Raw genomic sequence first — 26447 nt, 5'->3', positions numbered from 1 at the left:
TTAATGGGAGCAATACCTGTTTAGAATTAGAATTCTGCATAACAAAATCTCGCATAAACTCTCTTAAGACTTGTGCTGCGGGTCGATCTAATTCTTGACAACACTTAAGAAATTGGCTGTGTAACTCAGGTTCAATTCGTATTCTCAATGCTGAAGTTTTTGCACTCAATGTTGTCACCTTGTGGCTACAATGTGTATCCATTTTAATGAAAGGGTACTAGCATTAGATCGAGTCGTCAATTGAGTTCTCTTATAGAAAAAGTAGCGGAAGCTATTTAATAGCTGTAAACATTGAGAGAATATATGATTTATAAGCGGAAAAACTCAAAATCTTATAATTGCGAAGTCAGTATAAATAATAAAGTTTTTATTCGGAGCACTAGAACTACTAAAAAGACGTTAGCCTTGCGCTTTTAGAGTCAATGACGAGAAACACTATACAGACATCATGTATTAGGTGATAGACCGACGATCACTTTAGCTGAAGCAATACAGGAATATGAAACTAGTAAGACGATGGCGGTCAATCAACAAAACCTTGATACACTAATTAGAACACTGAACGTTCAGTTATCTCGAGTTTATTCACTTCAAGCGGAATTGCATGGTTTGAATGGTGGTCACTTGACTAGATTAGTGTCACGAGGACGTAAAGATGGAGTTACAGAAGGTACTATCAGGTCGATGCTTACCACTTTAAAGTGGTTATTAATTGGTCGAAATAAGATAGCTATTTACAGCCTGATAATTTAGTTATACTAGACTTGGGGTAGATCTTGCAACATGCATTATTTGCGTCTGCTTCTGGCACAACGCATAGGTTCGTCCTAACTCGTTTCTGTCCAAAAATGAGTTAGGGTAAATGTCGGTTGTTTTGGTTTTATTAGGTGTATGAAAAATTAGCTGAATGGCCGAGTTTGGCACAACTCGGCCGTAAACAGCCTCCTCCTATATTGAAGAGGATGTATCCAACATCGTGACGCAATAACTGTTCTGTCTTTCAGATTTATTGGATACCACTTCTTGGTGTACGACTCTCGCTGATAATTGTAACGTTTACCGATATCCCCTCATACTTAAGATTTCGAACAAGCTTTAAGTAATTAGACTTAATCCTATTGACTGAGATTCTCATATTGAATGACGGATCCCACAGCAGAGCAATAATGCCTTCTATATAGCTTTTAAATATATTTAATTCATTTTTTATACTTATTCTTTCTAGGAGAGATCGGTTATCCTCCGCCCTTTGTATTCTCTATCATGGTGAATAGAGCTTAAATTCGGTTAGGTATATGTCGTTGACGGTTATTTTAAATTTATTGGTTTTCTTGTTTTTATTGTTGGGCATTTATAAGCTGCAAAAACAGCAAGCAAGTTTAGCTAAAACCGTTTTACTTGGGTTGATTGTAGGTAGTGGTTTTGGTTTAGGGTTGCAGTTACTCTATGCGCCATCGTCAGAGGCAATCAGTACCAGTTTAGAGTGGATTAATATCCTGGGTCAGGGGTATGTTAACCTGCTCAAAATGATCGTGATGCCTCTGGTCTTGATTTCAATGATTGCAGCGGTGGTGAAGCTCGACACCGAAGAAGGTAACCTAGGCAAAATTTCAGCGGCCAATATTTCGATTTTATTAATCACAACCGCGGTGGCCGCACTGGTTGGTATTGTGGTGGCGAATGCTTTTGGCCTTTCTGCGCATGGTCTTATTGAAGGCAGCCGCGAGATCGCTAGAATGGAAGTTTTACAATCTAAACAGTCGCAAGTCGAAGAACTATCGATCCCCCAAATGTTAGTGAGCTTTATTCCGGTAAATCCATTTGCCGACTTAAGTGGTTTGCGCTCAACGTCTGTTATTGCCGTGGTGATTTTTGGTATTTTATTTGGTTTAGCTGCCCGAAAGGTAGGTGAAGAGTCTGAGCAACTTGCTGCGCCCATTAAACAAGGTGTTATTGCCTTGCAAAGCATCATTATGCGATTGGTAAAGATGATCATGGCGTTAACCCCGTACGGCATTGCTGCTTTGATGACTCAGGTTGTTGCCAGTTCTAATTTAAGCGATATGCTAAGCCTCCTAGAGTTTATTGTTGCATCTTATGTTGCGATTGCGATTATGTTTTTGATTCATGGCTTGCTCGTTTCTCTGGTAGGGGTGTCGATAAAAGAGTATTTTGTTAAGGTTTGGCCAGTATTAACGTTTGCTTTTAGCTCACGTAGCTCTGCCGCAACCATTCCTTTAAATGTACAAACCCAAGTGCAAAAGCTTAAGGTGCCAGAATCGGTCGCAAACTTAGCCGCCTCTTTTGGCGCAACCATTGGGCAAAATGGTTGCGCTGGTATTTACCCCGCTATGCTCGCTGTTATGGTAGCGCCATCTGTGGGTATTAACCCTATGGAAATAGAATTTATTTTATCGCTGATAGCGATTACAGTGATCAGCTCTTTTGGTATTGCCGGTGTGGGTGGTGGCGCAACATTTGCGGCTCTCATTGTATTACCCGCGATGGGATTACCGGTAGCGATAGCGGCCTTATTAATTTCCATTGAACCATTAATCGATATGGCCAGAACTGCGCTTAATGTCTCTGGAGCAATGACCGCCGGTACCTTAACCAGCCGTTGGTTAAAGCTAGAACAACAAGCCAGCGATTTAGAGAGCGAACAAGGACCGGTTCGCTCGTCTTAAAAAATATACTAAGTGCCTGTATTCTTGCCTAACGATTTACCGAATTGTTGTTAAGAATACGGGCCTTTAGCCTAGTAACACGTATTCCTTTTAGCCCCTACTCATATCCCCTTTTTATCAGACTCTTTTATTATTGCTTTATTCTCGCTATACATATCGCTAATAAGATAGACACTGGTTGAAGTAGCAAAGCCTCAAATCCCCACTACAATTAAAGTTCAGCTTGCTCCACATGACTGGTAACTAGATGAATTTCAATGTGAAAAAACAGCTCTTAATACTGACTCCAAGGCTAAAAATAGTGCTGCTGTGCGGGCTATTTAATCTTCCAACCTTAGCGTCTGAACAGCTGCATCAACCCATTCAAACCATCACCAATAATATCTACACCTTAAAAGGCTTGGCGGGCAAGCAAGTTATGACTCAAACCAGTGCCAATCATTATCAGGGGGTTTTAGAGGTTCGATGGAATAATCGTGTTGTCGAGATTAATGAAGCACTAACCATTGATGATCAAGGTAATCTCATTGAATTTAAAGCCGATGGCATTTCTGCTTTTGGTGCACCAATTAAAGAGCGTTTTGAGTTTCAAGATGGTATCGCTCGTTGGAGTTCAAGACAAGACGATGGTGAGTTGAAAACGGATAGCCGCTTTTTATATTTACCAGCAAACAGTGCCGTCGTGGTTGAAAACCTGATGCTAAAACACATGCTGGCTTCAAAGAGTCATTCGGTTGACCTATTGCCATCTGGAACCGCTAGATTGCAAAAAATGGATACCTTTACCTTAACCTCTGGCGATAACGTCGCCGATCTTACCTTGTATGCCATTACAGGTCTTGGTTTTTCGCCTGAATTTTCTTGGTACGACCAAAATGGGCACTTTTTCGCAAAAGACTTTTCAGGTTTTATGAAGGTGATAAGAGCCGGTTATGATTTATCCGATTTGGCAAAGCTTACTGAAATCCAAAACCAAGCCGAACATCAATATCTTGAGCAAGTGAGCCAAGAGCTTAGCAACCCCTATCAGAGTCTAGTTATTCGCAATGTTCAAGTTGCCAACATTGAAAAGAAACAATTATTTAAAGATGTCGATGTCTGGTTAGTGAACGGTAAAATCCATCGTATTGGTAAACAAATAAAGGTAGCGAAAAACACCGTCGTTATTGCCGGTGAGGGCAAAACATTATTGCCCGGCTTGTGGGATATGCATGGCCATTTGACCCCGCAAGATGGATTGCTAAATATTGCTGCCGGCGTTACGAGTGTCAGAGATATCGGCAATAATCATGACAGTATCATGAGCATTGAACAGAACTTTCATAGCAACCGAATCATTGGTAATAACGTGTATCGAGCAGGTTTTATCGATCAAATGAGTGAGTATTCGGCTTTGTTGTCGGTAGAGTCCTTAGAGCAGGCGCATGAAAAAATCGATTGGTTTGCAGATAATGGCTACTTGCAAGTAAAGCTTTATAGCTCTATTGACCCCAGTTGGGTGCCAGCGATTGCCGCTCATGCCCATCGTCGCGGGATGAGGTTAAGTGGTCACATACCCGCGTTTATGACGGCAGAGCAAGCAGTGTTGGCAGGTTATGATGAGATCCAGCACATTAACATGTTGTTTCTTAATTTCTTGGCTTCGGATCAAGTAGATACCAGACAACAGTTACGGTTTTCCTTGATTGGTGAACAAGCAGGCGCTTTGGATTTAAACAGCCCTGAAGTCGATGCGTTTTTACAGTTGTTGGCGCAAAAGCAAATCGTTATTGACCCCACGATTTCGACCTTTCGTAGTTTATTGTTAAAACAAAATAAGCAGGTCGACCCCGAATTTGCAGCCATCGCGCAGCATTTACCGCCTAATGTATTACGTCAAATTAAAGGAGCCGAGATGAATGTCAGTGCCGATCTTAAAGACAATTATCAACAAGGTGCGAAGGCGATGAGCGTGTTAGTGAAAAAGCTCTATGATTATGGCGTCCCTTTGGTTGCTGGTACCGATAATATCGCCGGCTTTACCCTTCATCGGGAACTAGAGCTTTATGCCCAAGCCGGTATCCCTAATTGGGATGTACTTAAAATAGCGACCTTAGATTCGGCTAAATTAATCGGGGTTGGTCATCAAAAAGGTAGCATTATGGTGGGAAAAGATGCGGATTTGATTTTAATTGATGGTAACCCGGTGCAATCTATGTCAGATTTGCGAAAAGTTAGCTTGGTCGTTAAAGGAAGGCATTATTATCGCCCCGATCAACTGTACAAGGTGTTAGGGGTTCGTCCATTCGTTGCATCCGCCAATGTTAAATAGGGGGCGTCATGATGAAATCGATAACGCTATTACCGTGGCAAGCAAAAACCGCTATAATAGCCTTTTAGTTATCGCGTTTATATAAATCACTATGTCGAATCAATATTTGAATAACCCTTTGCATGGCTTAAAGCTCGATGTTTTAGTCACCACGGTCGTTGAACACTACGGCTTCAAGATTTTAGCAGCAGCCACCAATATTAATTGTTTTAAACAAAACCCAAGTATTGAATCGAGCATTAAATTTCTTAAAAAAACCGAATGGGCCAGAATCAAATTAGAAGATTTCTATCTCTATCAATATTGTGCATTGCCCAAACCAAGGTTATCTGAGTTTGATATTCCACCAAGAGAGCGTATCATCCCAGAACATCAAAAGGTGGCCGCGCCGATTGAGCTAACCGTTGATGAACTTATAGAACAGCGCCAACAGCGTGAGCATAACTATCAGCAAAAACGGCAAAACAAGTCACCCAGAGCTAAGTCGACGTCAAGTCGACCTGAATCAGGCAAACAGCAACCAGCAGCCGACCCTTGGGCACATTACAAAAAATCTTAGTATGCGCTAAGAACTGCTTGTACTCATTTATTAAGCGTTTAGCCAGGTTTATAAACTGAGTTTGAGAATATGGATGAGAAGCTAAGTTGCGAGCAAGTAGGTTGACTTTTATCAATCATCTTTGTCTTTTTAAATCTGGTCATTGACATTATTTTTCATATTATATAAATGTTTATATACAGTGGTATAAAAAGGAAAGCCGATGACTGCGAAAAAAAGACAACCGAAAAGAAAGCCATCTAATCATAAAGTGGTGAATAAGCAACCAAGCTGGAAAGATAACATCTTTTTCTACACCATAGGTGTTGTCGTGCTCTTGGTACTCGTGATGTTAATGTATGTTTAATCCCTTAGCTCTAAGGTGGTTAAAGCACTTAACACGGTCGATGGCATCACCGGTTTGGTGAGAATTGCACAGATATCTAAGTCTTTTGTAAGTGCGTTGAGTTCGTCTGTATCAAACGCACTTAGCATGATGATTTCTGGTATCTGTTCAAGACTGAGATTATATTGAATTTCTCTGCTCGCTTTTACCCCATCCATTACGGGCATTAACCAGTCCATAAAAACTAAGTCGATGGGCGCTTTTGCATCGTGTTGTTGTAATAATTCAAATGCTTGGCTGGCGCTTTTAACAAGCAACACATTGTAGCCTTGAGTGGCCAATATTTTCTTTAAAATGTCGGCCGCATGGTCGTTATCATCCACAATTAATATGTTATCAATATTATCTAGCTTACTTTTTTCTTCCAGTTTTTCTTGGACTTGTGATTGACGATCAAAGGTTAAGTTAAAATAAAAGGTACTGCCTTGATCCGCGCTATTTCCGACATTGATTTTGCCACCCATTAACGAGACCAGTTGACTTGCAATAACGAGCCCGATGCCTTCGCCTAAAGAGCCAACGTGTGGTTCACTGCTACTATGCTCTGGTTGCTCATTAGGTACCAATGGATCAAATATTGTGCGTTGCAGTTGTTCTGATATTTTCATCCCGGTATCGGTTAAAGTAAATTTAAGATCAACATAGTCCGCATTAAAAAAGGGTTTTTCTATGGTTAAAATCAAATCACCTTGATCAGAGTGTTTGATCGCATTATTGCATAAATTTGTCAGTACTTGGGTAAGTCTTAGGCGATCGCCATGCAACATCATAGGGGTATTGGCTTCAATATCAAAAATCAACTCCAATTGGTTTTGTTCAGCCTTCACACTCATCGCGGTTGCTAGGTCATTAAGCACATCATGCAAATTGAAAGGCGCTTTTTCGATGTTCAATTCGCCCATCTCGATTTTAGAAAAATCAACAATGTCATTAAGTACCCCAAGTAATGAGTTAGCTGAACGTTGGGCTTTGCTGATATAACTTTTTTGTTGGCTATCTTCGCTACGTTCTGAGGCAAATTGTGTCATTTCGATGATGGTGTTCATTGGACTGCGTATTTCATCTGAGATATTGGCGAGAAAATCAGCTTTGGCCTGATTCGCTTTTTCTGCAATGGTCAATGCTTCTAAATGATGCTGTTCTTGTTGCTTAATGTCGTTAATGTCAATATGAACACCAGACACTCGGGTGGGGTTTCCCTGTTCATTGACTTTGGTAATGCGACCAATATCAAGTACCCATTTATAACTGCCATCTTTACAAAGTAAGCGCAATTGTTGCCGAAATTCATCTGTTTGCCCGGCGAGATAGCATTGCATTTGATGTTCTGCCGATATTTTGTCATCTGGATGAATAAGTTCGCGCCATATTTTTAGCCCATCTTTTAGTGCTGACCAAGGACTATTGTCCTGCATTAATTCATTTGGCTCATACCCTAGCATGGTGGCGAGGATGGTGTTTATACGTACTTCCTGAGTGTTTGGCAGATATTCCCATAAGCCAATACGAGCTGCATTAGTACTGGCATCTAGCCTTGTTTCATTAGCTTTAAGTTGCACCATTTTTTGGTGACGCTCGCTGATATCCCTTAGCACGACAACAAAGCAGCTTTCACCTTCTAATGGCAGTTCTCGAGTGCATACGTCAATAGGAAATAATTCGCCATTTTTGTGTTTAGCGATGATTTCTCTCCCTGAGGTCAGTAAAGAGGTGGTGCCATTTTGGTGTTCAAAGGCTAAAATTTTGTCCTGTTCTGCGCTTATCTCGCTATCTTGTAACAAACTAATATGTTGGCCAATAATTTCCTCACTTTGATAACCGAACATTTTTATGACACTGTTGTTTATTTCAAGCACTTGACCATCGATATCAACAACAATAAGCGCATCCGCCACAGCGTTAATGACAGAATAATATTTTTGCTCAGATTGAGTTAAGTTGGTTGGGTGAGATTGAACTTTGCTGCAGTCGATAACGACGCCGTCGATAAGATGCAAACCCTGAGCAGAATCGAACCAAGAATTTGCGGCTACCTGTACCGGTTTGGAATCTCCTTTGCGCGTTATAACTTGAGCATTAATGATAAAGCTTTGCTTATCGCTGACACTAAGGTGCACAGCCTGATACAGTATTTGATGATTATCGGGTGAAAATAAGTCGATAAACTTGCGTTTGGCTTTGGGGCCAACAAAATCGTCGGCTCGATACCCACTTAATGTGAATATTTGATTGCTAATATAATCTAGAGGAATAGGGGTTAACGAATCCTTGTGATACTGTATTCGAAACACCACACCGGGCAAACTTTCGACAACAGAACGCAGTTGATATTCATTACTGGCAAGCTGAGCTAAGGCATTTTCTCGTTCGCTCACATCCACTAATGATATTTTTACTTCGGATTTATCTTCGCTTAAAAATGCATTTGCTGACAGCGTTCGTTGCTGTCCTAAATGGGTGGTGATTGCAATATTTTTATCCGATATAGATTCACCGACACACGCTTTATCAAATAACTCGATACCAGGTTCATCATCGTTTTGTGATGGCATCATTTGGCGCCAGCGAAGCTGAGAAATATGATCGCGCTCATAACCAAACAGTTCAGCAAACTTACGATTGTGTTGAGATATTTCACCATTACAATGTACAGATGCATAGGCGATGGGCGCATTTTCATATAAATCCCACAGTTTATGCTCACGATCTGAGATGGTTTTTGTGCGCTCTGCGACCCTGTTTTCTAAGTTGGAGTTGGCTCTGACTAAGCGTTTGTTCATCCGCCTTAGAATGTTCATCCCAATGTTCGCTAAAATCAAACACAGAGCTAAAATGCTGAGCAAGACTGCGCTTACCGTATTGCGTAAATCAACATACCCCTGTTGAACTTCTGACAATCTAATTTGGCAAATCAAGCCTAAATTTAAGCTCTCATTCCACTGCCAAACGCCAATCACTTCACCCCCTAAATAATCTCGATAGCCTGCTTCGTTTAGCCCTTCTTTCTTTGTGATCACACTAGCAGCACTCTCCATTAATGGCAGCTTTTGTCGATATACTGAGCCCTTATTCTCTGGGCTTAACAAGCGTCCAGGATCTCGCGCTTCTATCGCTAAAATACTGGATTGCCCCGGTCGAATTAAGTCAACGTTAGCCAGTTGCTTTTCAAATCGACTTGGCGAAATTAATAAGCCCATATTATCGATAAGAATGGTCTCTCCGCTGGTGCCAACCTGAGCATTATTAATGATCGGATAAAAATCAATAAAAGGGTCTATGCGAATGGCAAATACGGCAAATACCTCGCCTTGCGGATTTTTAAGTGGGGCGATGGAAAACATTGTGGTGTTGTAAGCACCAAGGCCTTTTTGTAATTTGTGCAAAGGTACATCGGAGCGCATCGGCGGCACTAACACCGTTTTACCGGTAAAAGCTTGTTCTAACACATCGGGTCGTTGTTGATGAATGGGGCTTAGCGCGCCGATATTAACATCTCGCATAGAAGCGTAGTTGCGATGATCTTGGCCAATAACAAAAAAGCCAACTTGAGTATAATCTTTGGTCAGCTCTTGTACTCTCTTTCTAAGCTCTAATAGTTCAGGGCTATCGACTATGGCATTGGGATTAATGCGTAACAGTTGTTGTGATAAGGCTTGAATATCAGCATCTTTGGCCAAGCTGTTAATAACATTTTGTTGTTTATCAAACCAATTCATAAGCGACGCATTGGTATTGTCTAGAGTCGCGCTTAAGGTGGTCATTGATTGTTGTTTTAATTGTTGCTGTATTTGCATTAAGCCGTAATGCACAATCAGTGACGTGATCACCAAAAAAATAACCAGAGCACCGAAGATAAGCTGTCGTGATTCTTTGCGTTTTAAAATATCGATAACATCACGTTTGCTTTGTAGATGAATTTTTCGCACCACAAAAGCAAGGGTGAAGATCAACAATACAACGACGGCGATGGTGGATTCGTTATACATACGTTAGCGGTTCAATTAACAGGTATATATATAGTAGCAGTTGAGGATTGTTTGGACCGTGTAATAACAAAAAAACGCACAGAGTAAAGCTGTGCGTTTTTGTTTTTATTAAAAACAATGGGTGTTATAAAACCATTACTTGTTACTTTTGTAGTACTTAATTAAGTTGCTAGTAGAGCTGTCATGCGCATTCTCAATATCTGATACCAACTCGGCATGGATATTGTTCGCCAAGCCTTTACCTAACTCAACACCCCATTGGTCAAAAGAGCAAATATTTAACAAGATACCTTGGGTAAAGATCTTATGCTCATAAGAGGCAATTAACGCACCTAAAGAGTAAGGAGATACTTTATCCATTAAAATGGTGGTTGTAGGACGATTACCTTTATGAACTTTATGTGGTGCTACCGCATCAATCTTTTCAGCACTCATACCTTTAGCGGCCAGCTCTTGACGAACTTGCTCTTCTGTAACGCCAGTCATCATCGCTTCAGCTTGAGCGAAGAAGTTAGCCATAAGAATATCGTGGTGACCTTCAACTTCTGCTGTCGGTTTTACTGAACCGATAAAATCAGCCGGAACAATGGTGTTGCCTTGGTGCAAATACTGGTAAAAAGCGTGTTGACCGTTAATACCAATTTCACCCCATAAACCAGGGACTGTGGTGTAATCCACTTCTTCGCCTTGCCAGTTTACAAACTTACCGTTACTTTCCATTTCAGCTTGTTGTAAGTACGATGTTAGTTTATGTAAAACTTGATCGTACGGTAAAATAGCTTGCGAGGTGTGACCTAAGAACGTGCAGTTCCATAATGATAATAAGGCCATAATAACCGGTACGTTTTGCTCTAAAGGCGCTGTTTTAAAGTGTTGGTCAACATCGTAAGCACCTTCAAGGAGTTCAACAAATTGGTCAAACCCTAAGTCTAGTGCAATCGGTAAACCAATTGCTGACCAAAGTGAGAAACGACCACCAACCCAGTCCCACATATCAAAAATGTTTTCAGCTTCGATGCCAAATTCACAAGCTTTATCACTTGCGGCAGACGCGGCCACAAAGTGCTTACCGATAGCAGCTTTATCGCCCAATGCATCGACCAACCATGTCATTGCGGTTTTGGCATTGGTCATGGTTTCACTGGTGGTAAAGGTCTTACTTGAAATAATAAATAACGTAGATTCAGCATTTAACCCGTTTAAGGCGTCATAAATTTGCGTTCCGTCAACGTTAGACACATAGTGTAATTTTAAGGTGTTGTCACTGTAGTGTTTTAATGCTTCGGTAACCATTTGTGGACCAAGGTTTGAACCGCCGACACCAATGCTTACCACATCGGTAATGCTTTTACCGGTGAAACCTTTCCATTCCCCTGAGCGCACTTTGTCGGTGAAAACGCGCATTTGTTCTAACGCGTCGGTTACTAATGTATTTAAGTTTTCACCATCAACAACCAATGGGCTGTTTGAACGGTCACGTAACGCCACATGCAATACACTGCGATCTTCGGTGATATTGATTCGTTCACCGCTGAACATTTTTTCACGCCATTGCTCCAATTCGCATTCTTTGGCTAAAGCGAAAAGGTTATCCATGGTTTCTTTGGTAATAGAATGCTTAGAGTAGTCAAACAGAAAAGCTGGAATTTTTAATGAAAACTCATCAAAACGGTTAGGATTTTGAGCAAATAAATCCTTCGTATGTACGTTTTTGATGTCTTGCGCATGTTGCACAAGTGTTTGCCAACTGGCTAAAGATGTTCTTGAGGTCATGTTAGGAATCGTCCTATTTAGTTATAAGTGTCAGTGCTACCTGCACTATTTTATCAGCAGTAAAACCAAAATGCTCTAGTAATACGCCACCTGGCGCTGATTCACCGAATGTTTGCATACCAATAACCTTGCCTTTTTTACCGACGTATTTATACCAAAAGTCGGTATGTGCTGCTTCGATCGCAACAATATTCTCTACATCATCGGGTAAAACCGATTGTTGATATTCAAGTGGTTGACTATCAAAGACATTCGTACTGGGCATAGATACAACGCGGATCTGATGTCCCATTTGGGTTAATTGGTTCGCCGCATCTAGGGTGATAGGCATTTCAGAACCTGTAGCAATTAAGATGGCATCAGGTTTTGAGTTGCAATCTTGCAATATATACCCGCCGTTTGCAATAAGAGCGAGTTGATCTTGATCACGTGATTGAGCTTGAATGTTTTGTCTCGAAAACACCAAGGCCGTCGGCCCCTCTGTTTTCATAATGGCCGATTTCCATGCCACTGCGCTTTCGGTTGCATCACAAGGGCGCCAAGTGGTTAAATTCGGAGTCATTCGAAGGTTGCTTAATTGTTCTACCGGTTGGTGGGTAGGGCCATCTTCGCCTTGACCAATTGAATCATGGGTATAAACAAAAATATTTTGAATCCCCATCAGTGCCGACATTCGTACCGCATTACGGGCATATTCCATAAACATTAAAAAAGTGGCCCCGTAATTAATAAAGCCACCATGCAATGACAGACCATTCATAATTGCGCTCATACCAAATTCGCGCACCCCGTAATAGAGGTAATTACCACTGGCATCGTCCTTACTAATACCTTTGGAACCAGACCATAAGGTTAAATTAGAACCGGCTAAATCAGCCGAACCACCTAATAATTCCGGCAGTGCCGGGGCAAACGCTTCAATACAATTTTGCGATGCTTTACGACTGGCTATTGTGGCCATCTCTTTTTGAGTTTGGGCAATAAAGTCATTTGCTACTTGCTCAAAATTTGTCGGCAGAGATTTTTCGACGACCCGACGATGAAATTCTGCGGCTAAGTTCGGGTGTGCATCGCGATAAGCCTGAAATGCTTGTTGCCAACGCTGTTCTTGTTCTAAACCTTTTTCAGCATTATTCCACCCCGCATACACGTCATCTGGGACATCAAAAGCTGGGTGCTCCCATTTTAGTAAGGCTCTAGCGGCTTTAATTTCTTCATCGCCAAGGGGAGAACCATGACAATCATGGCTACCTGACTTGTTTGGCGAGCCAAAACCGATGATGGTTTTGCAACAAATTAAAGTGGGTTTGTCGCTGGTTTTTTGAGCCTCTTTAATCGCGTGATGAATGGCATCAGGATCATGACCATCCACATCGGCAATAACATGCCAACCATAGGATTTAAATCGTGCGGGCGTATCATCGGTAAACCAGCCTTCAACATGGCCATCAATTGAAATACCATTATCGTCCCAAAACGCAATGAGTTTACCAAGCCCAAGCGTGCCCGCTAAAGAACATGATTCATGGGATATACCTTCCATTAAACAACCATCACCGAGAAAGCAGTAGGTGTAATGATCGACAATAGAGTGCCCAGGTTGATTAAACTGAGCTGCCAATGTTTTTTCTGCAATCGCCATACCAACAGCATTGGCAATGCCCGCACCTAGTGGGCCAGTCGTGGTTTCAACGCCTGGTGTATAACCATATTCGGGATGACCTGGGGTTTTTGAATGCAGTTGACGAAATTGTTTTAATTCACTCATTGGCAAGTCGTAACCACTCAAATGCAAAAGAGAATATAGCAACATAGAACCATGGCCATTTGATAAAACAAATCGATCGCGATTCGGCCAATTGGGGTTTTTAGGATTGTGCACAAGAAAATCATTCCACAGGACTTCGGCGATATCCGCCATCCCCATAGGGGCTCCTGGGTGACCAGAGTTGGCTTTTTGGACGGCGTCCATACTCAGAATGCGAATGGCATTGGCTAATTTTTGGCGTGAGCTCATTGGATTACCCTTTTCAGTTAGTGAACTGGTGGTTACTTATCTTTGTGATTTGGCGTCCTTGCGTATTAGTGGTTGTAAAACCTGCTCTATGGCAAGGTATTAACCAACCTGATTGAGAAACAAAGCTCCTAAAAGAATAGAACTTTTCTCGCTGTTTACCAATGAATCGATTGGCCAAATTAAGACTGCAAATGACCACAAGGTTTAATGGTAAGGGCAAGCTTTAAAGTAAAAAACACAACCATAAAAAGCGGATTATCCGCGAGCGCCAGCAAAAAGCTTAGAAATAAACTCAAAGGTTGAACCCAATTACAAATTAATTTCAATAAAAGTTGATCTCAATAATGGTATCTCAAAGCACTTGATGTAGTATATGATGCCAAATATTAAAATAATCATAAAAGGCCAATACAGGTTAGGTGTAGACACAAATAATACGTCGCTGCCATAAACGGACCTGATTTTTATTGGTACTTACATTTACCATTCAAAAGAAGTATGACAATGAATAATAAATTATCCTCAAGCTTGTTTATCGCCTTGATAGTCTCTTTAGGCGGCTTTGTTTTTGGCTTTGATGCTTCCGTTATTTCGGGGGTCGTCAGTTTTGTTGCAGTTGAATTTAATTTAACCGACTGGCAGCAAGGTTTTGTTGTGAGTTCTCCAACCCTTGGTGCGGCAATAGCGTCACTTGTCGCCGGTACCCTAAGTGACCGTGTCGGACGTAAAAAAGTGTTGTTAGGCATCGCCTTTTTGTATGTGCTTTCCGCTATTTGTTCAGCGTTAGCGACCAGCTATTATATGCTGGTTAGCGCTCGCTTTATTGGTGGCTTAGCGTTTGCTTCCTTAATTCTTGCGCCGATTTACATTGCCGAAATATCGCCAGCCGAGCGTCGTGGTAAAATGATCTCCTTTAACCAATTTAATATCGTGATTGGTTTGTCTGCCGCTTACTTTGCTAACTATTTTATTTTAAACCTAGCCCAAAGCGATATTGCGTGGGTAACAAACCTAGGTATTAATGACAATGTGTGGCGCTGGATGCTAGGTCTTGAAATCATCCCGGCTTCAATCTTTTTTATTGCTTTAATGTTTGTTCCAGAAAGCCCGCGCTTTTTGGCGATGAATGGTCAGCGTGAAAAAGCCAAAGAGGTTCTTGAACGTCTGCACGGCAAAGTTGCCATGCAGCGCGAGTTAGCTGAGATTGATAGTGCGCCGCATAAGCGAGAAGCTCGAGTTATTGACAGCGTTAAACAACTGTTTTCGAAAAATATGCGTTTGGTCTTAACCATAGGTTTGGTTGTTGCCATTGCACAGCAAATTACTGGGGTAAATGCTATTTACTTCTATGCCCCGAGTATTTTTGAACAAAGTGGGGTTGGTACCAATGCGGCTTTCGCACAGGCCATCTGGGTCGGGATTATTAACGTCATCTTCACGATTGTGGCTATGGTTCTAATTGACAAAATTGGCCGTAAGCCTCTATTGGTGGTTGGTCTTACAGGGGTGTTTTTAAGTATGAGTTTGTGTTACTACGGTTTTAGTAATGCAACTTATCAGTTAACCGAGAAAAATGTTGCTCAGATATCGCTCCCAGCTGAAACCCTAGCGCCGGTGCTTAATCAGCAATACAACGATGATTTAGCGTTTAAAGATGCGTTAAAACAAACGCTAGGCGAGAAGACGTTCAAGGCCAATGAAGCTGAACTTATTCAGTCGGCAATCAATATTGATTCGACCTTGGTGTTAATGGGTATTCTTGGTTTTGTTGCCTCGTTTGCGGTGTCACTAGGCCCGGTGATGTGGGTATTATTGGCGGAAATCTTTCCAAATCATTTACGTGGTATTGCGATTTCATTTGTTGGGGTAGTGAACTCAGGGATCAGCTTTACCGTGCAGTTGGTGTTTCCATGGGAATTATCAAACTTTGGTACCGCGTTAACCTTCTTAATTTATGGCTTATTTGCCGTGGTGGGCTTGGTTCTGGTGCTGTGGCTTCTACCAGAAACAAAAGGCAAAACCTTAGAACAAATTGAGCAGGATTTGGTGCCCGCTTAAAACCGACAATAATCAAAAAAAGCACTTTGAAAGTGCTTTTTTTATGGGGGAGCCTTCATTATGAGAAAGCATTATGAATAAAAAGATTCGCTGGGGACTGCTTTGCGCCAGTCGCATTGCTCGCACCTTCATCGCAGACATGCAATATGTCACAAATGGTGAGGTAGTCGCTATTGCCACTCGTAAGCCTGCAGATGCCAACGCGTTTGCTCAGGAATATGACATTAAAAGAGCATACGCTGGCTATGACGCGATGCTTGCCGACCCTGATATTGATGCGGTTTATATTTCAAGCCCTCACAGTTTGCACTATCAGCATACCAAGGCCGCAATATTAGCCGGTAAATCGGTATTATGTGAAAAACCTTTTACCGTTGGGGCAGAGCAAGCAATAGAGTTGCAACAACTAGCCCGCCAGCATCAGGTCTATGTGATGGAAGCTATGTGGACTTATTTCCTGCCGGCCATTAAGCAAGCGAAACAATGGGTCGAAGAAGGGCGTATAGGACAGGTGGTGCAAATAGATGCAGACTTTGGCTATCCCATCCCTTATTCCAAAACCCAACGAGAATATAATAAAGATTTAGGCGGTGGTTGTTTATTGGAAATGGGCATTTACCCTGTGGCGTTGGCTTATTTATTTACAAAGCAACAACCCGATAAAATATATAGCGTCAGTCGACTAGCGCCTAATGGGGTAGAAGATGATGTGAAAATGCTCTTGCAATACCAACAGCCCTCAGGTCAAATTGCCGTCAGTTTAAGCACCTCGTTTATTGCTCGGTTGTCAAACTGTGCCTATATTGTCGGCACAGAAGGGTATATTAGCATCCCTGATTTTTTTCGAGCGCGTGAATGCCGTTTGCATGTTCTTGATGAGCAGGTTGAGCATTTTTTTGATCCGCGTAAAGGCAGTGGCTTTGAATTTGAAATACAAGCGGTAGGTGATGACTTACTCAATCAGAAGCAAGAATCGGCAGTGATGCCATTGCACACCAGTGTCGCCCTGCAACAAATGATGAGTGCAATTAAAAAAACGTTTTAGCCGTTTAGCTCAAAGCCTAAATCCCAAGTAATTGCATTAGATAGATACGATAATTGAGGTTATTCTTAGGCTTAATTATCGTCACAATAATTGGTGAATACATGACAACACAACATCCGTTACGAGCCGATAAAATAAATAACCCTATTTTACCTGGTTTTAATCCCGACCCTTCCATTTGCCGGGTTAATGATGATTACTATATTGCTACCTCGACTTTTGAATGGTACCCCGGGGTGCAAATTCATCATTCAAAAGATTTAGTCAACTGGACTTTAATTGCCAGGCCGTTAAATCGAGAAGACTTACTTAATATGCTTGGTAATCCTGACTCTTGCGGGGTTTGGGCGCCATGTTTGACATATGAACAAGGTAAGTTTTACCTAGTATTCACCGATGTTAAGCGCTTTGATGGGGTATTTAAAGATACCCATAATTATATTACCACTTGCGATTCCATAGATGGCGAATGGTCGACACCAGTACATGTGAATAGCAGTGGCTTTGACCCTTCGTTATTTCACGATGATGATGGCCGCAAATGGTTTTTAAATATGGTTTGGGATCACCGCCCTGACCGGACGTTCTTTCAGGGCATTGTGCTTCAAGAGTATTGTGAACAACAAGAGTGCTTGATTGGACAACGTCACTTTATTTTTGCCGGTTCAGAGCTTGGCTTCACAGAAGGCCCTCACCTTTATAAAAAGGATGGGTATTACTTTTTATCTGTTGCCGAAGGGGGAACGGGCTATAACCATGCTCAAACCATGGCCCGAAGTAAGAGCATAACCGGCCCTTATGAGGTTGACCCTTTAGGGCATTTTATTAGCGCTAAAGACAGCCCCAATGCTTATTTACAGCGAACCGGTCATGGTGACATTGTCCAAACTCCCAGTGGTGATTATTATTTTGTTCACTTAAGTTCGCGCCCAATAACAGACAAAAAATTAAGCCCAATGGGCAGAGAAACGTCGATTCAAAAACTTATTTATACCCAAGATAAGTGGTTTAGGCTGGCGCAACAGAACCCTGAGGCCGGAGCAAAAGTTGGTCAAGCATATATTGATTTACCTGATGGTAGCGTCAATGAATTAAAGCATCAGTGCCATTTTGAGGATTTTAACGAGACCGAACTGGCGATTGACTTTCAATGGTTACGCACGCCTTACCCTGATGACTTTATGAGTTTAAGCGAACGACCTGGTTATTTAAGACTTAAGGGGCGAGAATCGGTGGGCAGTCCATTCACCCAAGCCCTGATCGCCAGAAGACAGCAAGCGTTCACGTTTCAGGCCACCACGAAAGTTGAATTTACACCAACAGATTTTCAGCATCAGGCGGGGCTTATCAATTATTATAACGCCAGTAAGTTTCATTACTTGTTCATTTCTTACGATGAAGAAAAGGGTAAGTATTTATCGATTATGAGCTGTGAAGGGGACTTGTCGTTAACCGCCAAATTTCCATTATGGGACGCTTTAATTGCATTACCTGATAACACCCCGGTGTATTTAAGAGCCAATGTGGATTATCACAAGCTGGTTTATTCTTACTCCATTGATGGTCAGCATTTTGTGCCATTACCTATTGAGCTGGATGCGGCTATTTTGAGTGATGAAGCCGGAAAAGGGGAGGGGGCAAACTTTACTGGCGCTTTTGTTGGGGTTTGCTGTCAGGATTTAACTGGGATGCAAAATCACGCCGATTTTGATTTTTTTGACTACCAAGAGTCTTTGCCAGAGTAATCTGTTATAAGCGGCCATTACCATGACAAATGGTGATGGCGCTTAAACCAGAGTATACGCTCACAAAAACTAACGCTTTTTTCGTGAGCATCTTTTTTACCCCTACACCTTTTCCCACTTTATGACACCAGAGTCACAATTGATCATAATTTTAATGTAAATAGTCATAAATCCGCAGCCAAACTAGGGTAAAATACCCACCATACTCCCCCTTAAAAACCACATCGGTAAAACGTTCCTGGATGTTCGATTTTAGGCCATTTTCTGGCGCTATTTTTATCAACTGAGCGTACTTGACAATCATTGACAATTGTCACTAAACTGTACGGAAGTGGGAAAAAGTGGAGAAATGTGGATCTTTTTGGAATTTATAAATAATAAACCGCCAAATAAGCCATAAACAAAACAAATGTTCAGTGGTACAAGCAGTGTTACCTTAGACAGTAAAAACAGAATTACGATACCAACACGGCATCGGGACACCGTTTTTTCTGAATTTGATGGTAAAATGATTTGTACTTTGCATACCGAAAGCCCGTGCTTACTGCTTTATCCTCTGCCTGAATGGGAAGATTTAGAAATTAAACTCAGTCGCCTGTCAGACATGAATCGAAGTGAGCGAATCATTAAACGTATTTTACTGGGTAATGCAACGGAATGTTTTTTAGATAAAAATGGTCGCTTATTACTAAATGGTGTATTGCGACAACATGCTCAACTTAGCAAGAACGTTATGCTAGTTGGTTTATTCAATAAATTCGAAATTTGGGACGAAACACTATGGATTCAAGACCAGAAACAAGGTCAAGAGGACATTAGAAATGGCCAAGTCGAATTTACAGACCGCTTATTAGATTTATCACTTTAATTATGAATACAAACTTTTCCCATATTTCGGTTTTATTACAAGAAGCAGTTGATGGTTTAGATATAAAACCAAACGGCACCTATATCGATTGTACTTTTGGTCGCGGCGGCCATTCAGGGTTAATTTTAAATACCTTGGGTGAAAACGGACGATTAATTGCTATTGATCGAGATCCTAGCGCAATAGAAGCTGCACAAAAATTTAAAGATGATCCGCGTTTTCGTATTGTTCACGATGGATTTTCTAATTTGAGCGATATTGCTAAAGAGCTTGAGATCAACGATAAGGTTGATGGTATCTTGCTTGATTTAGGTGTGTCGTCACCGCAGTTAGACGATCCTAATCGTGGCTTTAGTTTTATGAAAGACGGCCCTTTGGATATGCGCATGGATACCAGTAAGGGGCAAACCGCTGAACAGTGGCTAAATAAAGCCGATGTTGAAGACATTACTTGGGTATTAAGAACCTTTGGTGAAGAAAAACATGCGTGGCGTATCGCCAACGCGATTGTTGACGCTAGAGACATTGAAGAAATCACCACAACAGGGCAGTTGGCAAATATTATTAAGCAAGCAGCCCCTCAGCGCGAAATTAAAAAGCATCCAGCTACACGAAGTTTTCAAGCGATAAGAATGTACATCAACAGTGAGCTTGAGCAAATTGAGGACGCGATAAATGCGTCTTTAGATGTACTTAGTGAGGGTGGCCGTTTGGTGGTAATAAGCTTTCACTCGTTGGAAGACAGATTAATAAAACAATTTATGAAAAAACACAGTCAGGGCAAAAAAGTACCTCGAGGTATGCCAGTGACTGAAGCAGAGTTACAAAAAGGTAAAAAGCTGGCCTTGGTTGGGAAAAAGTTAAAGCCGTCTAAAACCGAAGTCAGTGAAAACGTTCGTTCTCGTAGTTCAGTGATGCGCGTTGCGGTTAGGTTGGCTAAGGACTAGCTATGGCTTCGGGTAAGTTTGTATTAACCCTGGAGATTTGGCGAGATATTAAACACCACAGTTTCTCGTTTTTGCTGATGTTATTTGTTTTAGGGTCAGCATTTAGCGTGGTTTACTTAACCCATTTAAATCGACAAACAACAATAGAATTAGAGCAACTTTACAGTCAACGAGACGCTTTAGACATTGAATGGCGAAACTTATTATTAGAGCAAAATGCGTTGGCGGAACATAGCGAAATAGAAATAAGCGCGCAACGAAAGTTGGAAATGCTACGACCTAAACCTAATGAAGAAGTCATTATAAAATTACCATGACAACAAAGAAAAATACCAAAGCCAAAAAGACCATAAAACCGACAGCCAACGGCTGGCGGTTTTATGCCGTTTTGGGCTTAATATGTAGCGTGTATTTTTCGATAATGGCGCGCGCAGCTTATATTCAAGTTATTGAACCTGAAGGCTTGATCAGCCGTGGTGATAACACCACTATTCGTAATGCTGCGAAGGCCAGTCATCGCGCCTCAATTCTTGATCGTAACGGGGTTGAGCTTGCGGTCAGTGTGCCGGTACAAACCGTTTGGGCCGATCCCAAAGTAGTGATTGACCAAGGTGGCCTTGATAAAACCAGGCGCTTAAACGCCTTGGCTGATGTGCTTGGGCTTGAGCTCAATACCCTAAAAGAGCGTATCGGTACCAACCCTAAAAAACGTTTTCGCTACTTGGCTCGTCATATCTCGCCTTCGATGGCTAACTACATTAAAGAGCTTAAGATCCCTGGGATTTACTTACGAAAAGAGTCTAAACGCTTTTATCCATCGGCTGAAATCAGTGCCCATTTGGTTGGCTTTACCGACGTTGATGACCGAGGTATTGAAGGTTTAGAGCGGCTCTTTGATAAACAACTTACTGGCAAGTCGGGGCAGAAAAAATACCGAAAAGATGCCAAAGGGCGTCGAATTGAAATCCTCGAAGAAACCGAAGCAGAGCAACCACAAGATGTTATGCTGTCGGTTGACCAGCGCATCCAAGCTTTGGCTTATCGAGAGTTAAAATCAGCAATAAAATCGTTTAAAGCGGTATCTGGTTCGGCTGTTGTCGTTGATGTCGATAGCGGTGAAATATTAGCCATGGTAAATGGCCCTTCTTATAACCCCAATAATCGCCGTGGGGTGGCACCACATAGGTTTCGAAACCGCGCCATCACCGATATCTTTGAACCGGGTTCAACAATGAAACCGCTGACGGTGTTAACCGCGCTTGAATTTGGTTCGGTGAGCAAAGACGCGGTAGTCAATACATCGCCAGGTTGGATGACTCTGGGAGGACGCCGAGTAAGCGATCCAAGAAACTACGGCAAACTGAGCTTATCCGAAGTATTGCAAAAATCTTCCAATATGGGCACCAGTCGTTTAGCGCTTGAATTACCCAAAGATTTCTTTTTAGGTAAGTTTTTTGAAATGGGCTTTTCTGAAGATACGGGGTCTGGGTTAATCGGTGAATCATCGGGCATGCTATCGGATAGATATCGCTGGTCGCAACACGAATTAGCAAGTTTATCGTACGGCTATGGTTTGGCAATTAGCCCACTGCAACTGGCTAGATTTTATGCAACTATTGGTAACGGTGGGATCAAGAAACCCCTTACGGTACTCAAAGATGCGCCGTTATCGGCGGGTGAGCGGGTGTTATCAAAAAACAACAGCCAAGCCGTCTTAAATATGTTAGAGGATGTGGTCAGTGAAGGTGGTGGGTATCGTGCCAAAGTCGAAGGCTATCGCGTTGCGGGTAAAACCGGAACCGCCGTAAAACCGGCAGCAGGTGGTGGCTATGGTAACGATTATGTCGGCATTTTTGCCGGGGTAGCGCCGGTTTCCGATCCGAAATTGGCGGTCGTTGTGGTAATTAACGAACCCGGCGGTGACTTATATCATGGTGGTGAAGTTGCGGCCCCAGTATTTTCAAAAATTATGGCGGGTTCATTACAGTATTTAAATATCGCGCCCGACGATGAGTCGCTAACGCAATATACCTCTATAAAGCAAGTAGGAGATAACGATGCTTAACCCGTTAGCTTACGAAGCTTTTTCAATTGCGCAAGCGCTTTCGCACTTTGGCATAAATATCGACCCCATTGCCACTAAAAAATTGGTCAACGACTCGCGTTTGGTTGAACCAGACGATATTTTTGCCGCCGTTCAAGGTAGTGCATTAAATGGGCAACAGTTTATCGACATGGCCATTACCAATGGGGCTGCACTTGTGATTGCTCAATGCGAACATAAATCGCAGCATGGCCAGATTAGCACGATAGCGTTAGGCGCAACCAGTGTTCAAGTGATTGCGTTTTATCAATTGGCAGAGCAGTTAAAAGATTTAAGTGCTCTTTATTATAATCAACCTAAACAGTCACTTAAGGTTTATGGTATTACCGGAACTAACGGTAAAACCACTTGCAGTCAATTAATCGCGCAATTGTTCGAAGCCCAGCATCAACCCAGTGCGATTATAGGCACCCTTGGCGCTGGACGTTTGGGACAGTTAATTGATATCAACAATACCACCCCTGGGCCAACCACATTACAACACCTATTTGCCGGTTTTGTTCACGATAACATTGAGCATGTAGCGATGGAAGTTTCATCGCATGCGTTAAGTCAATCTCGTGTCGATAGCAAGATGGTTGACGTCGCCGTCTTTACCAACTTAAGTCGAGATCATCTTGATTTTCATGGTTCCATGCAGGCCTATCAGTTGGCTAAAAGGCGCTTATTTGAAGGTAACAAACAGCAAACTTGGGTGCTCAACGCGGATGATCCTGTTAGTCATCAATATGTCAGTCAATTACCTTCAGGTAACCCGACGGTATTGTTTAGCGTTGAGCCTGATTTTGATGTTCCAGCCAACCAACAATACCTGCATGCACGTGATATTTTATGTCATAATCGCGGGGTTCGGTTCAGCTTAGACACAAGTTGGGGACAGGCGCAAATTGACAGTAATTTACTTGGTGTTTTTAATGTCAGTAACTTGTTAGCTGCCTTAGCCGTGTTATTGGTGCAAGGCATTGAATTAAAGTCTCTGATTAAGCACTGCTCAAACTTACTGGCGGTTCCCGGTCGAATGGAAGCCTTCACTGGCGTGAATCAAGCCACCGCAGTGGTTGATTATGCCCATACACCGGATGGGCTTGAAAAAGCGCTAGAGTCGGTCAAACAGCATTGTTTGGGCAACGTTTGGCTGGTATTTGGTTGCGGTGGCGATAGAGACCCAGGTAAGCGTGCTATTATGGGCAGCATTGCCGTGCAACATGCGGATCACGTTATCCTAACCAATGATAACCCCAGAACCGAAGAACCTCAGCATATTGTTAATGATATTTTGGCTGGGATTCATAAGACAAAACACCAACAAGCCCGTGTCAAAGTCATACTCGATCGCCAACAGGCGGTTTTACATGCTTTAGCACAGGCAAAAGAAAACGATATGGTACTTTGCGCAGGTAAAGGCCATGAAGATTACACCATCATTGGCAATCAAAAATTGCCCTATGAGGAGCGAGAACTCGTGCGTAAGTATTATTTGGGGGAAGCAAGCTAATGATCCCATTTTCGCTAAAAGAATTGGCTCAAGAGCTAGATGGTCAGCTTATTGGCGCTGACATTCAAATTGAACAGGTTTGCTCCGATTCAAGACAACTACAACCAGGCGATTTTTTTATCGCTTTAAAAGGGCCTAACTTTGACGGTCATAAGTTTGTGCAACAAGCGGCTGAGCAAGGTTGCCTTGCCGCGTTAGTAGAGCAGCAACAAAACGTTGATATTCCACAACTTGTGGTAGCAGATTGCTACAAGGCGATGGGCAAAATGGCGGCGCTGGTAAAAGCTAGGGTAAACCCTAAAACCGTGGCTATAACCGGTAGCAGTGGTAAAACCACGGTGAAAGAAATGTTGGCCGCTATTTTATCTCGCAAAGGCAAGGTACTGGCGACTAAAGGTAACTTTAATAACGAAATTGGGGTGCCGTTAACTCTATTGCGTCTAACCCACGAGCATCAGTATGCGGTTATTGAACTTGGTGCCAACCATTTGGGTGAGATTGCTTACACCACCAGCTTGACCAAACCTGATGTTGCGATGATAAACAATATTGCCGCAGCCCACCTAGAGGGGTTTGGTTCGTTAACCGGTGTTGCCAAGGCAAAAGGTGAAATCTTTTCAGGTTTACCAGAAAATGGTGTGGCCATTTATAATCAGCAAGCTTTACACAGCAATGAATGGCAATGGCGCTTGGAGAAACTGCAGGTTAAGCAATTTTCAAGTACTGAAAAAGCCGACTGTTATAGCACCAATGCCCGAGCTAACCTTGTGGGGTGTTATCAATTTACCCTACATACTGAGCAAGGCGAAATCGAAATTGAGTTGCCCATTCCAGGTCAACATAATGTCAGCAATGCCATAGCGGCGGCAGCGGCAGCACTTGAGTTTGATACCTCGCTAGAAGATATCAAGCTTGGTTTGGAGCAAATGACGCCGGTACAAGGGCGATTAAACCTGCATACGTTATCACCTAAACTTACGGTTATTGATGACACTTACAATGCGAATGTGGAATCGGTAAAAGCCGCAGTAAGTTTATTGTCGAACTTTGATGGTACTCGCATGCTGATTTTAGGTGATATGGCTGAGCTCGGTGAAGACGCCAGACAGTACCATCAAGAAATTGGAGAATATGCTCAAGAGCAAGGTATTGAGCACTTACTAACCTTAGGGGTATTAAGTCAAAGTACTTCGGCGGTTTATGAGCAACGCTCAGCCCATTTCTCTTCTCGAGAAACCCTAATTAAACACCTTAGCGACTTGTTAGCAAACAGCGATGAGCACTTTACCATTTTAGTGAAAGGCTCACGCAGTGCGCGTATGGAGTTGGTGGTAAAAGACATTGCGCAACAATACCCATCAAATAAAGGGCAGGAGAACTCATCATGCTAGTATGGCTCGGGGATTTTCTAACCCAATATTTTAGTGTATTTAATGTTTTTTCGTATTTAACTTTTCGTGCCATCGTTGCGACCTTAACCGCACTTATCGCATCGCTCTATTTTGGGCCTAAGTTGATTCGTTATTTGCAAACGATGCAAATAGGTCAAACCGTTCGTGATGATGGCCCACAAAGTCATATGTCAAAGTCGGGGACACCGACCATGGGTGGCATTTTAATTTTGGGCACCATTTTACTAAGTGTGTTGCTGTGGACTGATTTATCGAATGCTTATGTTCAAGTCGTTATTTTTGTAACCGTAAGTTTTGGTGCGATTGGCTTTTTAGATGACTATCGCAAAGTGATCCGCAAAGACCCTAAAGGTTTAATTGCCCGCTGGAAGTATTTTTGGCAAACCGTCGCCTCACTTGCGGTGGCCATATTTTTATACGCCAATGCCCAATCTCCAACGGAAACATCGTTGTTAATCCCATTTATCAAAGATGTCATGCCACAATTGGGGTTGTTTTATATTGTTTTTACCTACTTTGTGATCATCGGAGCATCGAATGCGGTTAATTTAACCGACGGCCTAGATGGCTTAGCCATTGTCCCAACCATTTTAGTCGCCTCAGCGTTTGCTGTATTTGCCTATGTCACCGGTAATGCCAACTTTTCAGCTTACTTACATTTACCTCATATTCGTGAAGTCAGTGAACTTGTGGTCGTTTGTACCGCCATTGTTGGTGCCGGTCTTGGCTTCTTGTGGTTTAACACCTACCCAGCTCAGGTTTTTATGGGCGATGTTGGCTCACTTGCCTTAGGCGCTTTACTTGGGGTGATTGCGGTATTGGTTAAGCAAGAGTTAGTGTTGTTTATCATGGGCGGTATTTTTGTTATTGAAACCATGTCGGTGATTTTACAGGTGGGCTCGTATAAATTGCGCGCTAAAAGAATTTTTAGAATGGCGCCAATTCATCATCATTACGAATTAAAGGGCTGGCCTGAGCCAAGAGTGATTGTTCGCTTTTGGATCATTTCGGTGGTGCTGGTATTAATTGGTTTAGCAACATTGAAGCTTCGTTAA

17 protein-coding genes are annotated in these 26447 nt (G+C 42.3%); 14 read left to right on the top strand and 3 right to left on the bottom strand.

Features of this window, described 5'->3' with window-relative positions; all coding sequences use genetic code 11:
- The first annotated feature begins 1295 nt into the window (after positions 1–1295).
- From ACAY00_RS11395 to ACAY00_RS11380, 4 genes are all read left to right on the top strand, one after another.
- Positions 1296–2687: an L-cystine transporter gene (locus ACAY00_RS11395; protein ID WP_371373631.1), complete on the top strand. Its 1392-nt coding sequence runs from the start codon at positions 1296–1298 to the stop codon at positions 2685–2687.
- 259 nt (positions 2688–2946) lie between these two features.
- The gene (locus tag ACAY00_RS11390) at positions 2947–4998 is read left to right on the top strand and encodes an amidohydrolase family protein (RefSeq protein WP_371373628.1); all 2052 of its coding nucleotides are present in this window, start codon (positions 2947–2949) and stop codon (positions 4996–4998) included.
- A 91-nt stretch (positions 4999–5089) separates the two neighbouring features.
- The gene (locus tag ACAY00_RS11385) at positions 5090–5557 is read left to right on the top strand and encodes a VF530 family DNA-binding protein (protein ID WP_371373625.1); all 468 of its coding nucleotides are present in this window, start codon (positions 5090–5092) and stop codon (positions 5555–5557) included.
- A gap of 202 nt (positions 5558–5759) precedes the next feature.
- Positions 5760–5903 carry a hypothetical protein gene (locus tag ACAY00_RS11380; protein ID WP_371373622.1) on the top strand — a complete coding sequence of 48 codons (144 nt, stop codon included), beginning with the start codon at positions 5760–5762 and terminating at the stop codon, positions 5901–5903.
- Here the strand turns inward: ACAY00_RS11380 and ACAY00_RS11375 are convergent.
- From ACAY00_RS11375 to tkt, 3 genes are all read right to left on the bottom strand, one after another.
- Positions 5900–9928, bottom strand: coding sequence for a PAS domain S-box protein (locus ACAY00_RS11375; protein ID WP_371373619.1), 4029 nt, complete (start codon positions 9926–9928; stop codon positions 5900–5902). The genes ACAY00_RS11380 and ACAY00_RS11375 overlap by 4 nt on opposite strands.
- A gap of 135 nt (positions 9929–10063) precedes the next feature.
- Complete coding sequence (pgi, locus tag ACAY00_RS11370; RefSeq protein ID WP_371373616.1) at positions 10064–11701, bottom strand: glucose-6-phosphate isomerase; 1638 nt, start codon at positions 11699–11701, stop codon at positions 10064–10066.
- 13 nt (positions 11702–11714) lie between these two features.
- Entirely contained in the window at positions 11715–13718 is a 2004-nt protein-coding gene (gene tkt / locus ACAY00_RS11365; RefSeq protein WP_371373613.1) for a transketolase, read from the bottom strand.
- A gap of 504 nt (positions 13719–14222) precedes the next feature.
- Here tkt and ACAY00_RS11360 point away from each other — a divergent pair.
- The 10 genes from ACAY00_RS11360 to mraY all read left to right on the top strand — a co-directional run bounded on the left by ACAY00_RS11360 (position 14223) and on the right by mraY (position 26447).
- Positions 14223–15776: a sugar porter family MFS transporter gene (locus tag ACAY00_RS11360; protein ID WP_371373610.1), complete on the top strand. Its 1554-nt coding sequence runs from the start codon at positions 14223–14225 to the stop codon at positions 15774–15776.
- A 73-nt stretch (positions 15777–15849) separates the two neighbouring features.
- Positions 15850–16821 carry a Gfo/Idh/MocA family protein gene (locus tag ACAY00_RS11355; protein WP_371373607.1) on the top strand — a complete coding sequence of 324 codons (972 nt, stop codon included), beginning with the start codon at positions 15850–15852 and terminating at the stop codon, positions 16819–16821.
- A 101-nt stretch (positions 16822–16922) separates the two neighbouring features.
- Positions 16923–18566, top strand: a complete 1644-nt coding sequence (locus ACAY00_RS11350) for a glycoside hydrolase family 43 protein (RefSeq protein WP_371373604.1) — start codon at positions 16923–16925, stop codon at positions 18564–18566.
- Between the two features lie 409 nt (positions 18567–18975).
- Positions 18976–19434: a division/cell wall cluster transcriptional repressor MraZ gene (mraZ, locus tag ACAY00_RS11345; RefSeq protein WP_371373600.1), complete on the top strand. Its 459-nt coding sequence runs from the start codon at positions 18976–18978 to the stop codon at positions 19432–19434.
- A gap of 2 nt (positions 19435–19436) precedes the next feature.
- Positions 19437–20381 carry a 16S rRNA (cytosine(1402)-N(4))-methyltransferase RsmH gene (rsmH, locus tag ACAY00_RS11340; RefSeq protein ID WP_371373597.1) on the top strand — a complete coding sequence of 315 codons (945 nt, stop codon included), beginning with the start codon at positions 19437–19439 and terminating at the stop codon, positions 20379–20381.
- A 2-nt stretch (positions 20382–20383) separates the two neighbouring features.
- Positions 20384–20698 carry a cell division protein FtsL gene (gene ftsL / locus ACAY00_RS11335; protein WP_371373594.1) on the top strand — a complete coding sequence of 105 codons (315 nt, stop codon included), beginning with the start codon at positions 20384–20386 and terminating at the stop codon, positions 20696–20698.
- A complete protein-coding gene (locus tag ACAY00_RS11330) occupies positions 20695–22446 on the top strand; it encodes a peptidoglycan D,D-transpeptidase FtsI family protein (protein WP_371373590.1) in 1752 nt (583 codons plus the stop codon). The genes ftsL and ACAY00_RS11330 overlap by 4 nt, the downstream gene beginning before the upstream one ends.
- Positions 22439–23980, top strand: a complete 1542-nt coding sequence (locus tag ACAY00_RS11325; protein ID WP_371373587.1) for a UDP-N-acetylmuramoyl-L-alanyl-D-glutamate--2,6-diaminopimelate ligase — start codon at positions 22439–22441, stop codon at positions 23978–23980. Before ACAY00_RS11330 ends, ACAY00_RS11325 begins: the two co-directional genes overlap by 8 nt.
- Positions 23980–25371, top strand: a complete 1392-nt coding sequence (gene murF / locus ACAY00_RS11320) for a UDP-N-acetylmuramoyl-tripeptide--D-alanyl-D-alanine ligase (RefSeq protein ID WP_371373584.1) — start codon at positions 23980–23982, stop codon at positions 25369–25371. The genes ACAY00_RS11325 and murF overlap by 1 nt, the downstream gene beginning before the upstream one ends.
- Positions 25365–26447: a phospho-N-acetylmuramoyl-pentapeptide-transferase gene (gene mraY / locus ACAY00_RS11315; RefSeq protein ID WP_371373582.1), complete on the top strand. Its 1083-nt coding sequence runs from the start codon at positions 25365–25367 to the stop codon at positions 26445–26447. The genes murF and mraY overlap by 7 nt, the downstream gene beginning before the upstream one ends.

Origin of the sequence: Thalassotalea sp. 273M-4 (assembly GCF_041410465.1) — a bacterium.
Taxonomy (GTDB): domain Bacteria; phylum Pseudomonadota; class Gammaproteobacteria; order Enterobacterales; family Alteromonadaceae; genus Thalassotalea_A; species Thalassotalea_A aquiviva.
This window is presented reverse-complemented; position numbering and strand designations above follow the sequence as displayed.